This window comes from Lacimicrobium sp. SS2-24 (assembly GCF_002201535.1).
Taxonomy (GTDB): Bacteria; Pseudomonadota; Gammaproteobacteria; order Enterobacterales; family Alteromonadaceae; genus Lacimicrobium.
In genome coordinates this window covers 215618-230832 of record NZ_NIWW01000002.1, presented here as the reverse complement: position 1 = coordinate 230832, position 15215 = coordinate 215618, and the positions used below count along the sequence as shown (strand labels likewise).

The 15215-nt window shown below is 53.3% G+C and carries 13 protein-coding genes; 7 read left to right on the top strand and 6 right to left on the bottom strand.

Annotated elements, in window-relative coordinates:
* Window positions 1–9: 9 nt before the first annotated feature.
* Entirely contained in the window at window positions 10–981 is a 972-nt protein-coding gene (locus tag CCY32_RS04850; RefSeq protein ID WP_088329464.1) for a class 1 fructose-bisphosphatase, read from the bottom strand.
* Window positions 982–1132: 151 nt separating this feature from the next.
* Here CCY32_RS04850 and mpl point away from each other — a divergent pair, with 151 nt between their 5' ends.
* Together mpl and CCY32_RS04840 are read left to right on the top strand one after the other, a co-directional pair.
* Window positions 1133–2491 (top strand): UDP-N-acetylmuramate:L-alanyl-gamma-D-glutamyl-meso-diaminopimelate ligase, encoded by a 1359-nt coding sequence (gene mpl / locus CCY32_RS04845; RefSeq protein WP_088329463.1) that lies wholly within the window; start codon window positions 1133–1135, stop codon window positions 2489–2491.
* Entirely contained in the window at window positions 2481–3101 is a 621-nt protein-coding gene (locus CCY32_RS04840; RefSeq protein ID WP_088329462.1) for a flavin prenyltransferase UbiX, read from the top strand. The genes mpl and CCY32_RS04840 overlap by 11 nt, the downstream gene beginning before the upstream one ends.
* A gap of 55 nt (window positions 3102–3156) precedes the next feature.
* Here CCY32_RS04840 and gabT read toward each other — a convergent pair whose 3' ends face one another.
* Both gabT and CCY32_RS04830 read right to left on the bottom strand, forming a co-directional pair.
* Window positions 3157–4437 carry a 4-aminobutyrate--2-oxoglutarate transaminase gene (gene gabT / locus CCY32_RS04835; protein WP_088329461.1) on the bottom strand — a complete coding sequence of 427 codons (1281 nt, stop codon included), beginning with the start codon at window positions 4435–4437 and terminating at the stop codon, window positions 3157–3159.
* Window positions 4438–5889, bottom strand: a complete 1452-nt coding sequence (locus CCY32_RS04830; RefSeq protein ID WP_088329460.1) for an NAD-dependent succinate-semialdehyde dehydrogenase — start codon at window positions 5887–5889, stop codon at window positions 4438–4440.
* Between the two features lie 244 nt (window positions 5890–6133).
* On the opposite strand from CCY32_RS04830, the gene CCY32_RS04825 reads away from it, so the two are divergent.
* Both CCY32_RS04825 and CCY32_RS04820 read left to right on the top strand, forming a co-directional pair.
* A complete protein-coding gene (locus CCY32_RS04825; protein WP_088329459.1) occupies window positions 6134–7027 on the top strand; it encodes a ribokinase in 894 nt (297 codons plus the stop codon).
* Window positions 7024–7983: a nucleoside hydrolase gene (locus CCY32_RS04820; protein WP_088329458.1), complete on the top strand. Its 960-nt coding sequence runs from the start codon at window positions 7024–7026 to the stop codon at window positions 7981–7983. Before CCY32_RS04825 ends, CCY32_RS04820 begins: the two co-directional genes overlap by 4 nt.
* A 12-nt stretch (window positions 7984–7995) precedes the next feature.
* Here the strand turns inward: CCY32_RS04820 and CCY32_RS04815 are convergent, their stop codons facing one another.
* Window positions 7996–8889, bottom strand: a complete 894-nt coding sequence (locus tag CCY32_RS04815; protein ID WP_088329457.1) for a patatin family protein — start codon at window positions 8887–8889, stop codon at window positions 7996–7998.
* 216 nt (window positions 8890–9105) lie between these two features.
* Here CCY32_RS04815 and CCY32_RS04805 point away from each other — a divergent pair, with 216 nt between their 5' ends.
* On the top strand, window positions 9106–10386 hold the full coding sequence (locus tag CCY32_RS04805) for an amidohydrolase (RefSeq protein ID WP_088329455.1): 1281 nt from the start codon (window positions 9106–9108) through the stop codon (window positions 10384–10386).
* A 59-nt stretch (window positions 10387–10445) separates the two neighbouring features.
* On the opposite strand, the gene CCY32_RS04800 is transcribed toward CCY32_RS04805, so the two are convergent.
* Window positions 10446–11690, bottom strand: coding sequence for a malic enzyme-like NAD(P)-binding protein (locus CCY32_RS04800; RefSeq protein ID WP_088329703.1), 1245 nt, complete (start codon window positions 11688–11690; stop codon window positions 10446–10448).
* Window positions 11691–11955: 265 nt separating this feature from the next.
* Complete coding sequence (rpmE, locus tag CCY32_RS04795) at window positions 11956–12168, bottom strand: 50S ribosomal protein L31 (protein WP_088329454.1); 213 nt, start codon at window positions 12166–12168, stop codon at window positions 11956–11958.
* A 205-nt stretch (window positions 12169–12373) separates the two neighbouring features.
* Here rpmE and priA point away from each other — a divergent pair, with 205 nt between their 5' ends.
* Both priA and CCY32_RS04785 read left to right on the top strand, forming a co-directional pair.
* Window positions 12374–14545, top strand: a complete 2172-nt coding sequence (priA, locus tag CCY32_RS04790; RefSeq protein WP_088329453.1) for a primosomal protein N' — start codon at window positions 12374–12376, stop codon at window positions 14543–14545.
* A 90-nt stretch (window positions 14546–14635) separates the two neighbouring features.
* Entirely contained in the window at window positions 14636–15163 is a 528-nt protein-coding gene (locus CCY32_RS04785) for an SPOR domain-containing protein (RefSeq protein ID WP_088329452.1), read from the top strand.
* Window positions 15164–15215 lie beyond the last annotated feature (52 nt).

Genomic DNA, 15215 nt, shown 5'->3' with positions numbered 1-15215 from the left:
GTAGGCAGACTAGTCTTTATAGTAAGTCAGGCACGCTTCCACCTCATCGGCAGAACCCAGAATAACCGGTACCCGCTGATGGATATCGTCAGGCATAACTTCAAGAATTCTCATTCTACCTGTTGAAGCGGCACCACCGGCCTGCTCCATCAAAAAGGCCATGGGGTTAGCCTCATACATCAGCCGTAATTTGCCGGCTTTGTTTGGCTCGCGGTTATCCCAGGGGTAGGCAAAAATACCGCCCCGACACAGCACGCGATGAATATCACCGACCATGGCAGCAACCCAGCGCATATTGTAATTTTTGCCCCTGGGCCCCTGATCTCCGGCCAGCAAATCTGCCATATACTTTTGCATACTGGGTTCCCAATGGCGCTGGTTAGAGGTGTTGATGGCAAACTCCTGGGTTTCCTTTGGCACCTGAACCCGTTCTCTGGTGAGCAGGAAACCGCCATGGGTCTTATCCAGCGTATACAGATGCGTGCCTCTGCCCGTCGTCATCGCCAGCATAGTAGAGGGGCCGTAGAGTACGTAACCGGCGGCCACTTGCTGTGTACCGGGCTGAAGAAAGGCCGACGGGTCGTCGGGATCCATCCATTGCGGTGCATGCATCACAGAAAATATGGTTCCGATAAGACTGTTAATATCGGTATTCGAAGAACCATCCAGAGGGTCGAAACTGATCAGATATTTGCCATCATTAGTACAGCCAATGACCTTATCTTCTTCTTCCGAAGAGATCGCCTTAACATAGCCCGACTCGCTGAGAATGTCCTTGAGGATCTGGTTGGAAATCACATCCAGTTTCTTCTGCCGCTCGCCCTGAACATTGTCACTCAGGGTTGACCCCAGTACCCCGGCGAGGGCACCCTGACTCACCCGGAACGAGATCTCTTTACAGGCAGCCAACAGAGTCCGAATCAGAAGAATCAACTCAAGAGGGCAATCGTCCTCTTGCAATTGTGTGTTCAGTCGCTTCATTTCATAAACCTTTGCATTATCAGATTGTAGGTGTAGGGAGTAGAGTTATTCTTTTTTCCGCGATTGTAACCCAGATCAGTTAGTCTGTCGCTGTTAGCCTGATTCTGATAGGCTTTGCGGCAGTCAACGTCACAGTTAATTTTAAATTTTTATGCATATTCATATACTCGGCATATGCGGTACCTTCATGGGCGGCATTGCGGCACTGGCCAAAGCACTGGGCCATAAGGTTACCGGCAGTGATGCGAATGTCTACCCACCGATGAGCACTCAGCTGCAACAATTGGATATTACCCTGACCGAAGGATTTGACCCGGCGCAGCTGGAGCCACAACCGGATTTGGTGGTCATTGGCAATGCCCTCAGTCGCGGTAATCCCGCCGTCGAATATGTGCTGGAGCGTAATCTGCCTTACACCAGCGGACCTCAGTGGTTGCTGGAAAACCTGCTTAAAGATCGCTGGGTGCTGGCGGTGGCGGGCACACACGGCAAAACCACAACGGCCAGTATGCTCGCCTGGATCCTGGAATCCGTTGGTCTGAATCCTGGCTTTCTGATAGGTGGAGTACCACAAAATTTTGGTATCTCTGCCCGGCTTGGCCAATCTCCCTTTTTTGTCATTGAAGCCGATGAATACGACAGTGCGTTTTTTGATAAGCGCTCTAAGTTTGTTCATTACAGACCAAGAACATTAATTCTTAATAATCTTGAGTTTGATCATGCCGACATTTTCCCCGACCTCGCCGCGATCCAGACCCAGTTTCATCATCTGCTGCGCATGGTACCGGGTAGTGGACGCATCATTTATCCCGCCTCAGATCAGAATCTGCAACAGGTATTAGATAAGGGTTGCTGGTCAGAGACAGAAGCCACCGGACAACAATGGCAAACGGCAAATCACGCCGAAGATGGCAGTGAGTTTGATATCGTTCTTGATGGCGCGGTTCAGGGGCGGGTGAGCTGGACCATGATGGGTAAATACAACCGCGACAACGGACTGATGGCGGTGGCAGCTGCGCGCCATGCCGGCGTGCGTCCGGTTGATGCCATTGCAGCACTGAACCAGTTTAAGAGTGTACAACGTCGTATGCAGCTGCGCGCAGTCGTCAAAAATATCAGTATCTATGATGACTTCGCACATCACCCCACCGCCATCGCGGCAACCCTCGAAGGCCTGCGCGAAAAAGTCGGTGATAAGCGTGTTTTAGCGGTGCTTGAGCCGCGCTCCAACACCATGAAGCAGGGTATCCATAAGGACACACTGGCCGCCAGCTGGCAACAGGCCGATCGGGTGTATATGTTCGAACCCGACGGATTAAACTGGTCCGTAGACACCTTGCAACGGGCCAGTAGCCGCCCCTTTTCCAGCTATCAGCAGGTGGATTCTCTGGTCGATGCATTGGTGAAAGAGGCGCGGCAGGGGGACCAGATTCTGATCATGAGTAATGGTGGTTTTGGCGGCATCCATGAAAAATTAATACAGGCATTGGAGAAAACACATGGCCTTTGATAAACAACTGACCCTGGCGATTACCGGTGCCTCAGGTGCACCTTATGCCCTGCGCTTGCTCGAAGTATTGGTGCAGGCGAATTATCAAGTGTTGGTGCTCATCTCCTCTGCCGCCAGGGTGGTCCTGACTACCGAACAGGACATCAAATTACCGGCCCGCCCCGCCGATGCTGCAGCATGGCTGAGCAACCGCTTTGCTGCCGCTGAAGACCAGATCCGCGTCTTTGGTAAAGAGGAATGGTTTTCACCTGTAGCGTCCGGTTCAGCAGCCCCCAGACAAATGGTGATATGTCCCTGTTCTACCGGAACCCTCTCTGCCATCGCCTGTGGTGCCAGTGACAACCTGATCGAACGTGCCGCCGATGTGGTGATTAAAGAGAAGGGACAGTTAATCCTAGTGCCCAGAGAAATGCCGCTGTCCAGTTTGCACCTGGAAAATATGCTGAAATTGTCAAACCTGGGCGTCACAATCATGCCCGCCAGTCCCGGATTTTATCATCAGCCTCAAAGTATAGAGGATTTGGTGGACTTTGTGGTGGCACGCTTATTGGACCATCTTGGTGTGGAGCAACGACTGATGCAACGCTGGGGGTATGACCACCGGGAGTAAGCCGGTGGCAACATGCCTGCGGGCTAAGAATAGCTGTTCTTAACCTGCAGCATCATCAGGCGAGTTGATCAAACATCGCGCTCAGTTTGCCCAGGGCCTCCTGCAAAATACGGTCTTCCATGGTCAGGGCAGGCAACAGGCGAATCACATTGGCATAAAAACCACAGGACAATAAGATCAATCCCTGCTGAGCCGCATTGGCAATCAGCGCCTGCGTCAGTGCAGTATTGGGCTGATGCGGATCGCTATTCTGCACCAGCTCTATGGCAATCATGGCTCCTTTTATACGCACTTCACCAATCACCTCAGGGTGCCGGCTACGAATCTGCTCAAGGGCTGCGCCGACCTGCTCACCTATAGCCAGGGCTCGCTGACACAACTGCTCCTGCTCGATCACCTCAAGTACCGCCAGGGCTGCCGCGCAACCCACGGGCGAACCACCATAGGTTCCTCCCAGGCCACCCGGCAGTGGGGCATCCATGATCTCAGCTTTACCCACTACGGCGGCGATGGGGAAGCCCCCGGCAATGCCTTTGGCCATGGTCATAATGTCGGCTTCTACATCTGCATATTCGCTGCAAAAGAACTTGCCGGTGCGGGCAAAGCCCGTCTGGATCTCATCCATTATCAGAACAATCCCCTGCTCATCACAAAGACGGCGCAACGCCTGCAGAAGCGCAGGGGGGGCATGGTAAAAGCCGCCCTCTCCCTGAATAGGTTCGATAATAATGGCCGCAACGTCCTGCGACGCAATGTCCACTTTGAACAGGTTTTGCAGGGCTTTGAGAGAGTCTTCAACCGAGACATCATGCAGCTGACTCGGGAAGGGCACATGAAAAATATCTGCCGGGAAAGGTCCGAACTGATATTTATACGGCGTAATTTTACCGGTCAGTGCCATGGCCATGTTGGTGCGGCCATGAAAGCCGCCATTAAACGCGATCACCCCTCTGCGGCCGGTGTGTGCACGGGCAATCTTGATGGCATTTTCTACCGCTTCGGCACCGGTACTGACAAACACGGTCTTTTTCTGTGATGGGCCTGGCATCAGGTGATTAAGCTTTTCAGCCAGCTCTACCGCCTGTGGATAGGGATTCACCATCACACAAGAATGAGAAAATTTTTGCACCTGTTCATTGATGGCAGCCACCACCTTAGGATGTGCGTGACCGGTATTACACACCGCGATGCCGGTACCCATATCGATGTAGCGATTGCCCTCCACATCCCACACTTCCGAATTGCGGGCATGGGACACGTACACCGGGTACACATTGCCCTGTCCCCTTGCAATGGCCTGCTGTTTACGACTCTGTAATGCGGCATTGGTACTCACTCAGATTCCTCCCATGCACAAATATTTGCACTCTAAATAGTCATCCAGACCGTATTTTGACCCTTCCCGTCCATTGCCGGATTGTTTCACACCGCCGAAAGGCGCTGCCGGATTCGAAATCGCCCCCTCATTAATTCCCACCATGCCGTACTCCAGACCTTCGGCCACCCGCCATACGCGACCGATATCCCGGGCATAGAAATAGGCGGCCAGGCCAAAGTCGGTATCATTGGCCATCGCAATGACCTGCTGTTCATCGTCAAAGCGAATAAGAGGAACCACCGGACCAAAGATTTCCTCACTGGCAACCGGCATCTCATTGCTGACATCGGCCAACACCGTGGGTTTAAAGAATAATGAGTCTTTATCCACAGATTCACCGCCAGCCACCACCCTGGCACCGGAAGAAACGGATTCACTGATCAGGTTCTGTACTTTTTCCAACGCATCACGGGAAATTAACGGACCAATCTGAGTGCCTTCATCCAGACCATCGCCGATTTTCAGCTTCTCCACGGCCTCAGTGAGTTTGTCAGTGAACGCCTCATAAACACTGGCATGTACAAAAATGCGGTTAGCACACACGCAAGTTTGTCCGGCATTACGAAACTTGGATACCAGCAACCCCTGCACGGCAGCATCAAGGTCAGCATCATCAAAAACGATAAAGGGTGCATTGCCACCGAGCTCCATGGACACTTTTTTCACCGTGCCGGCACATTGCGAGATCAGCAATTTGCCCACCTGGGTGGACCCGGTGAAGGTAAATTTGCGAACCCGGGGATCTTCAGTGAGCACCTTCCCGATGGCTTTGGAATCCTTACCGGTAATCACATTCAGCACGCCGTCAGGAATACCAGCGCGTTTTGCCAACTCCGCCATAGCGAGTGCCGACAAAGGTGTTTCTGCGGCTGGTTTGACCACAAAGGTACAGCCCGCCGCCAATGCTGCTGCCGCTTTACGGGCAATCATGGCATTGGGGAAGTTCCACGGAGTCACCGCAGACACCACGCCAACGGGTTGTTTGATCACCACCACCCTTTTGTCACCTGAGGGCGAGGGTATGGTATCCCCATAAACCCGTTTCGCCTCTTCAGCAAACCACTCAATATAGGATGCGCCATAGGCCACTTCGCCTTTGGCTTCAGCCAGCGGCTTGCCCTGTTCGAGTGTCAGCAGGCGGCCCAGATCATCCTGATGCTCCATCATTAACTGATACCATTTACGCATCAGCGTGGCGCGTTCCCCTGCACTTTTGGCCGACCAGACCTTGAACGCGTCATGGGCTGCAGCCACCGCCTGCTCCGCCCCATCGGCGCCATGATTGGCAACCAGTACCAGGGTCTCGCCGTTAGCGGGATTGGTCACCGCAAAACGCTCGTCAGTGTCACACCACTGACCATTGATAAATGCGCCGGTTCTGACCAGCGCTTTGTCGCTCAGTCCTAACATTGGGATTCCTTTTTTGAATACTTATGCAAACGTATATGAGTGAAAATTTTAATGTATTGAACAACATAGTTGCCCAACTATAGATAGCAAAGCTTTAACCTTTGGATTAATCGACTCTTACCTAAACCCTATTAACGGGATGAATAAGCATCGCGCCGTGACGCCGTAAATCAGTGGCACTTGCTGCAGGGCTCATATATCCTTTGTGGAGCTACATCATCCTTTACAACAATACCAATACACCATGACCATTTTTAATCTCGGTTCCATCAACTGGGACCATTGTTATCAGGTTTCGCATTTCGTGCGCCCCGGCGAAACCCTGAGCGCACAAGGCTACCATCTTAATCTTGGCGGCAAAGGCGCCAATCAGTCAGTGGCGGCCAGTCGCGCCGGTGCCCGGGTGCGCCATATCGGCGCCGTCGCCGAAGGCGATGCGGCGCTGTCCGTATTGCATAAACTGGGGGTAGAGACCGCTGGGATTGAGCAACAGCCTGAGCAGGTTACCGGCCACGCCATCATCCAGATAGACCAGAACGCCGAGAATGCCATTGTGCTGCACCCCGGTGCGAACCGTGCCCTCAACTGGCCCTGGGTTGAGCAACATCTGGCCACCGGCGGTCAGGGAGACTGGTTGCTGATGCAAAACGAGACAAACCTGTTACAGCAAAGTGCCAGCTACGCCCGTAAAAGAGGCATGCAGGTTGCCTTTAATCCGGCGCCGATGGACAAACAGATTACGCTGAGCCTGCTCAATGAGCTGGACCTGCTCATCGTGAATCAGGTGGAACTGCAGGATCTCACCGAGGAAACCGATCTTGAAGCGGCCATTCGCAAAATTCAGCAACAGTGCGACACCGCCTTGCTGATTACACTGGGCAAACAGGGAGCCCTGTATGTGAACGCCGAAGGCCGCCAGCAGGTCAATGCCTATGCGGTTGACGCGGTGGATACCACTGCCGCCGGCGACACCTTTATTGGCTATTTTCTGGCATCCCGTTGTCTCAGCGACGATATTAATGAGGCGATGAAACAGGCAAGTGCCGCCGCTGCGTTATGTGTCACCCAGGCAGGCGCCATTGCATCCATACCCGATGCCACACAGGTAAACACTTTTATGGAAGAGCATACACTATGACTAAGAAAATCATCATTGATACCGACCCGGGTGTAGACGACGCGCTCGCCATCACTCTGGCATTTAACTCTCCGGAACTGGACGTGATCGGATTGACCACGGTATTTGGCAATGTGGCCGTGGAGCGCTCAACGGCAAATGCCCTGATCTTGTCTCAATTTTCCAGCTACCCGGTTCCTGTTTATCAGGGACATGGTCAACCGATGCAGAGAAACACGCCAAACTACCCCGATTTTGTGCATGGTGCCGATGGGTTCGGCAACATAGACTGGCCCGCCTCCGATAAGCAGGCCGAATCACAACATGCGGTAGACTTCATGATTGAACAGATCCGCGCCAATCCCGGTCAAATCACGCTGGTGGCACTGGGGCCCCTGACCAACCTTGGCCGGGCACTGGAGCAGGCACCGGATATTGCCGAACTGGTTGAAGAGGTCGTGATCATGGGAGGCGCGGTGTATACACCGGGCAACGTATCCCCCGTCGCCGAAGCCAATATTATCGGCGACCCCGATGCTGCCGACAAAGTCATGACCGCGCGCTGGCCTCTGGTGATGGTAGGGCTGGATGTAACCAGTCAGGTACTGCTTAGCAAAGAGCAGACGGCAGCCATTGCCAGGGCCAATCCTGACCAGGGTAAACTATTGCATCAGGCCTGTGATTTTTATATCGACTTTTACCGTAATGAGTTGGGTATCCCGGGTTGCATGGTACACGACCCCTTAACTCTGGCTTACCTCATCGATCCGTCGCTGTTTGAACTGATGTCTGGCCCTATCCGGGTAGCCAATGACGGACTGGCAATGGGGCAGACCATTTTTGCTACCGCTGGACGCCATTATCCGCATCCCGGCTGGGAAAATCAGCCTAATCAGCAGGTCTGTCTGAAGGTGGATAAACAGCGCGCATTGGATCTGGTTATCCAACGTCTAAGTACCCCCACCAGCCTGGACTAAGAGACAATCGGGTCAGGCTTGTTGGCGCTCCTGTCTCAGCCAATGGCGCAAGAAATTGCGCCCGGCCCGCTTGCCCACCAGATAGTCATATTTCAACACCTCATTGGATGACCCCAGCACCATACTGCGCAGGTTAGTGGGCGGGGCAATCTGGATGATCTCCAGATCCCTCGGCGGTGTCTGCATAAAACGCAGGGCATCGGCGTAATGACGCTGATAATTCACGTACATCTCCATCATACGAGGAGATTGCTTGGCCCGTCTTAGAATGGGTCTCAGTCGTTCCAGCATCGGCGATTGTCCATCATAATCTTCGTTGACAGTGCGGATCACCAACACCTTTCTGGCGCCCTGCTGGTATGCCCAGCGCACCGGAATAGGGTCGGCAACCCCCCCATCAATCAACGTTCTTCCGCCCAGTTTCACGCCCTGACGGTACAAAAAGGGAATGGCGCTGGAAGCTTTGAGGTTTTCGTGCATATTCTCATGCCAGGTATGCAGGTAGACCGGCTCCAGTGTATCGGCATCTGCCGCCACCACATACAAATTTGACGCCTGATCCAACATATTGGGATCAGTGGGAAAGCGTAAGGGTCCCTGTGGCTCAACCTGCTGGAAGTACCAGTCCAGATCAATCACATTGCCACCGGTGAAGAAACGGGAAGGACGAAAAAAGGACTGATTAGTGGTCAGCTCCTGAATGGCGGTTTTGGCATACTGGCGGGCCCTGGCGCAGTAAGCGGTGAGATTCTGCGCCCCGGCAGATACCCCTACTTTCAGATGAAAGGGCCAGAACTGCTGATCTAAAAAGCTGTCCAGCACACCGGCAGTAAAAATGCCTTTCTGTCCTCCGCCTTCTGCGACGACGGCGAAGCAAGGTACCTGTTGATTTTCTGTGTAGCTCATACTGTCCTGCAGATTCGATGAACGAGAATAGGGGTTTTACGCCCAGGGGGGTTTGTAACACCCTGTGCTGTCTCTCATAGTCAGGGCAAATACACCGATGATCAAGAGCAAATCCTGATACAGACCGACCAACAGCATTGACGCCAGCGCATGAAACACCCTACATTGGCTTTCCAGTTCATTACTTGCCCAGGTACCCCCTGGCGGAGAATCGTCATGAAACACAGTATCCTCTTTGTCGCCATGCTCAGTGCCGCTCCCCTTACTCAGGCTGACAGTGTCAGTGAAAGGGCCAGTGAAATCGAGCCCAAGGTGATCGAATGGCGCCGACATTTCCATCAGCATCCGGAACTGTCGAATCGTGAATTCGAAACGGCAAAATATATTGAAGCCTATTTGAGGGATCTTGGTTTGCCGGTGCAGACCGGGGTCGCAAAAACCGGGGTGGTTGCCATGCTCGATAGTGGAAAGCCGGGCCCAACCATTGCTTTGCGCGCCGATATGGACGGTTTACCGGTGCCAGAAGAAAACGATCTGCCTTTTCGCTCACGCGCCATCGGAGAATACAATGGTAATGAGGTTCCGGTGATGCACGCCTGCGGTCATGACACGCATATGGCCATGCTCATGGGGGCCGCAAAAATCCTCACGGAAATGAAGTCGGAGCTTACCGGTAAAGTGAAGTTCGTGTTCCAGCCAGCGGAAGAGGGGGCCCCGGCCGGTGAAGAAGGTGGTGCCGAGTTAATGGTTAAAGAAGGCGTCATGAAAGACGTGGATGTAGTGTTTGGTCTGCATATCAGCTCTGACACCGATGTGGGCGTTGTCGAGTATCGCCATGGTGGCATTATGGCTGCGGTGGATCCCTTTAAGATTGTGGTCAAAGGCAAACAAGCCCATGGTGCCTATCCGTGGCTGAGCGTCGATCCGATCACCACGGCGGCACAGATCGTGATGGGATTACAGACTATTGTCAGCCGTGAGCTGCCCCTCACCGAGGATGCGGCGGTGGTCACTGTGGGATCTATTCATGGCGGTAATCGCTCAAACATCATCCCCAATGAAGTGGAACTGGTGGGAACGATACGCACCCTCAACCAGTCCATGCGAGATCAACTGCATCAGGCGGTGCATCGCAAAGCCAACAGTATCGCCCAGAGCATGCGCGCCGAAGTGGAAGTGACGCTACCCTTGGATTACAGCTATCCGGTAACCTACAACGATCCGCAACTGATGGATAAGATGCTGCCAACTCTGCACCGTACGGCAGGTGAAGGTAAAGTGCATGAAGTCAAAGCAGTGACCGGTGCGGAAGATTTTTCTTTCTTTCAGCAAGAAGTGCCGGGCGTCTATTTGTTTGTGGGAGGGAAACCGTTGCAGTTGCCCAGAGAAGAGGCTCCTGCCCATCACACTCCGGAATTTAAGATTGACGAGTCGGGCATGAAACTGGGAGTAGAGCTACTCACCAACCTGACCCTCGATTACATGCGCGCGGAGTAAGGTGAGGGGTAAGAAAGTGAGGAGTGAGGAAAAACGCCTCACCCCTTCCTCCTCACTACTTATTCCATATAGCCTTTGGGCAACGTATCAATTCGCGCCACGCCGGTATCAATCGCAGCCTGGGCAACGGTTTTTGCGACCCGCTGACAGAGTCTTGGATCCATCGGCTTGGGAATGATGTACTCGCGGCCAAAGGTGAGTGACTTCACCCCTGACGCTTTCAGCACTGCTTCTGAAACGGGCTCTTTGGCAATACTGCGGATGGCTTCAACGGCCGCCACTTTCATCTCATCGTTAATGGTGGACGCTCTGACATCCAGCGCCCCGCGGAAGATAAACGGAAAGCACAGCACATTATTCACCTGATTCGGGTAATCCGAGCGCCCGGTGGCCATGATCAGATCATCACGCGCCGCATGGGCCAGATCGGGTCTGATCTCCGGGTCAGGGTTAGAACAGGCAAACACCACCGGATTAGGCGCCATCAGTTTGAGGGCCTCCGGTGGCAATACGTCCGGGCCGGAGACGCCCACAAAGACATCCGCACCGTCCATCACATCTTCTAAGGTGCGCTTGTCGGTATTGTTGGCAAAAAACTGTTTATGCGGCGTCAGATCGTCGCGACGGGTATGGATGACGCCTTTGCGGTCGAGCATATAAATACGTTCACGCTGAGCGCCACACTTGATCAGCAGTTCCATACAGGCCACCGCTGCCGCGCCGGCTCCCATGCAGACGATGGTCACGTCATGAATATTCTTGCCCTGGATTTCCAGTGCATTGAGCATACCGGCTGCCGTGACAATGGCTGTGCCGTGCTGGTCATCATGAAAAATCGGAATACGGCAGCGCTTGATCAGTTCCTGTTCAATCTCAAAGCACTCTGGTGCCTTGATATCTTCTAAATTGATACCGCCAAAGGTGTCCGCGATATTGGCTACCGTGGTAATAAAATCTTCGGTCGTACGATGTTTAACTTCAATATCAATCGCATCAAGTCCGGCAAAACGTTTGAACAACAAGGCTTTACCTTCCATCACCGGCTTAGATGCCATAGGACCGAGATTACCCAGCCCCAGAATCGCGGTGCCATTTGAAATCACTGCCACCATGTTGCCCTTTGCGGTGTATTGATAGACCGCGTCTGGGTTTGCTGCAATTTCTTTGACCGGCTCTGCAACACCCGGGCTGTATGCCAGGGCCAGATCACCGACACTTTCAGCAGGTTTAGTCAGTTCTACACTGATTTTTCCGGGTACGGGCTTGGAATGGTAGTCCAAGGCTTTTTGACGAAAGTCAGACATGCTTGCCTCTGAATTGTTGGGTACTGAAGTATTATTGTTTTGCATCCCCTTTAACGGGGCTTTGTTCTTGCTAATCGGCGAATCTATCACTCAATCCGATATCAACATATCAGATCAGCGCACCAGATAGCGACACACAATTTAGTCTATTTAAAAACCAGTTTGAATATAGCGAATAGTTATTAAAATTAAGTGAATTTATTTTTCAGGGTATAGATAGCAAAAAAGCGCCCTAAGGCGCTTTTTTAACTTCAATAACCGGGTCTTATTTCTTACCCAGGGCACCGAAACGCTTGTTAAAGCGATCAACACGGCCGCCAGTATCAACGTTACGCTGTTTACCCGTGTAGAAAGGGTGACAGGCAGAACATACGTCCAGGTTGATATCTTTTTTCAGGGTAGAACGAACCTGGATCTTGTTGCCACAAGAACAGGTTGCAGTCATTTCTTGATAATCCGGGTGGATACCGTCTTTCATGGGTTACCTCATCATCAGGCCGTACCGCTATTCGATCCAAACTCTTTGGCTTGATCAAACACCATACGAAAAATTAAAAAACTGGCGGCTTGCCGCCGGGAGGCGCGCATATTAATGTATCCTGATGAGCGGTTCAAGAATAAATCGCTGAAATTATCACCAGCGTGACCAAACTCGCACACCAGTTATACGGAATGCAGTATTCATGATAGTAGAAGTGGCCCTGCCAGTGCCCATGCGCGGGGCGTTTGATTATTTGTCCGCCGGCACTGAGCCCTCCCCGGGTTGCCGGGTACGGGTGCCCTTTGGTACCAGGCATTTAGTGGGGGTCGTGGTCGCCATCAAAGACACGTCTGCACAGCCTGAAGATAAGCTGCGTCCGGTGCAGGAGGTGCTGGATCAGCAACCGGTTATCGGTGACACGATGCAGACGTGGCTGCAATGGGCCAGCCGCTACTATCAGCATCCACTTGGCGAGGTGATGAGCACCGCACTGCCGGCGCGTTTGCGTAAAGGCGAGTCCGCCATCACCACCGAGTTATACTACGAATTAACCAGCATAGGCCGGGACCTTGAAGACGATGCGCTGAAACGGGCACCCAAACAACATGCCCTGATCACCCGATTGCGCTCAGCCCGTTGTCGTGACAAAGCGCTAAAACAGGATTTTTCCGCTGCGGTGATTAAGGCGGCGCGGGAGAAAAACTGGATTGATGCCACACCTGCACCCTATCAGGCTGACACCAGCTGGCCCGAACATCTGCAACTCAAGGGCGAACTGCCCCCGAATCTGGAGCAGTCACTGGCCATTACGGCGGTGCACAATCAGCTTGACCGTTTTGCCTGTTTTTTGCTGGAAGGGGTGACCGGCTCAGGCAAAACCGAGGTTTACCTGCAGGCCATTTTGCCGTTGCTGCAACAGGGTAAACAAGTCCTGATTCTGGTGCCGGAAATTGGCCTGACGCCACAAACCGTAGCCCGTTTTGAACAGCGCTTTGCCGCGCCGGTGGCGGTGCTGCACTCAGGCCTCACCGATAAGGAACGCCTGGACGTCTGGCAGCAGGCGCGACAGGGGGAAGTGGGGATTGTCATCGGTACCCGCTCAGCCATTTTTACGCCGCTGGCGTCCCCCGGCATGATCATTGTCGATGAAGAACATGATGGCTCCTATAAGCAGCAGGATGGCTGGCGCTACCATGCCCGGGATCTGGCTGTGGTGCGCGCCCGCCTGGAAAATGTACCATTGATACTGGGCAGTGCCACGCCGTCATTGGAGACCCTGAATAACGCCCTCAGTGGAAAGTATCAGCATTTATCCCTGCGACAGCGGGCTGGTGGCGCCAAAGCGGTGCAACATCAGGTGCTGGATATCAAGGGTCAGACATTGGATTACGGTCTTGCCAAAGGCCTGCAACAGCGAATCCGTCTGCATTTGCAGCTGGGCCATCAGGTCATGCTGTTTATTAACCGTCGTGGTTTCGCACCGGCATTAATCTGTCACCAGTGTGGCCATGTTGAGGAGTGCCATCGTTGTGAGCGCAGTTACACCCTGCACCGCCAGCTGAATAAACTGCAGTGTCACCATTGTGGTGACGCGAAAAAGGTGCCGGTGCGCTGTGCAGCATGCGGTCACCATCAGTTGCAGCCTGTAGGGGTAGGGACTGAACAGCTGGAACAAGGAATTCAGGGGCTGTTTCCTGAATACGATGCCATGCGCATCGACAGTGATTCGGCGCGGGGTAAGCAAAAGCTCCACGACATGCTGGATGAAATCAATCAGGGAAACCGTCAGATTCTCATCGGCACACAAATTCTGGCCAAAGGCCATCATTTCCCCAATGTTTCCATGGTGGTGATTCTGGATGTGGACAGTGCCCTGTTCAGTGCCGACTACCGGGCCGCAGAACACCTGGCACAATTGATTACCCAGGTCGCCGGGCGCGCCGGTCGCGCTCAGGTACAGGGCGAACTATGGTTGCAGACTCACAATCCGGGCCATCCCTTGTTACAGGATTTACTGAACAACGGTTATCAGCACTTTGCCCGCCTGGCACTCAAAGAACGTCAGTTTGCGTCGTTACCCCCCTACAGCTCGCAGGCGCTATTTCGCGCTGAGGCAGTCGACTCAGGGCTGGCCTATGGCTTTCTGGAACAGGTCAAAGACTGTCTTCGCCCCACTGACATCAGTCTCATCGGACCCTTACCGGCCTTGATGGAAAAACGCCAGGGTCGCTACAGAATGCAGTTGCTGTTGCAATCTGAGCAGCGCACCGGTATTCAGAAATGGCTCAGCAATATGATGAGCCGCATCGAGAAGTTGCCGCTGGCAAATAAGGTGAGGTGGTCACTGGACATGGATCCGATGGATTTCACCTGAATTATGCCCTCATCTGAAGTAGAATCAGGCTGCCAACACAAAACACGACTCCCGGCAGTTCTCAGACAGAGATAAGGTATCCATAACACTATGGCACACAAAGATTACGTTTCCCGCGGCCGTTCTCCAAAAACGCCCCCTCCCAAGGCGCCGGTACCCTGGCTGCGTATTATTGTTACGCTGGCGCTGATTCTGGCTTTCGCGTATTTTCTGTGGAGTATCAGAAACAGTGCACAGGAGCAGCCGCAAGCACCGACATCAGTGCAGTCTGAGCCTCAGGAAGCCTTGCCTGAGCCTCCTCAGGAAGAGTGGGAGTTTGTTGAGACCCTGCCCCAGCAAACCGTTGAGGTGGAGCTGCCCGATGAGGTGGAATCCGATGTACGTTGGCTGATGCAATGCGGCTCGTTCAGAAGCGACGACCAGGCCGAGCAGATGCGCGCCAAGATTGCCTTTCAGGGGCTGGAATCACAAATTCGTCCCAGTGAAGGCGCAAATGGTCGCTGGTACCGGGTAATACTGGGCCCTTACGACAGAAAGCGGGCGGCGGAACGCGATCGTCATGCCATTCAGAAAACCGGCATTACCACTTGCCAGATCTGGAACTGGAATCTGGATTAGAGTTGATCCCTTTTGTCAGCTAATGGATAGTGGTGTTTTACCAATCGCCGCG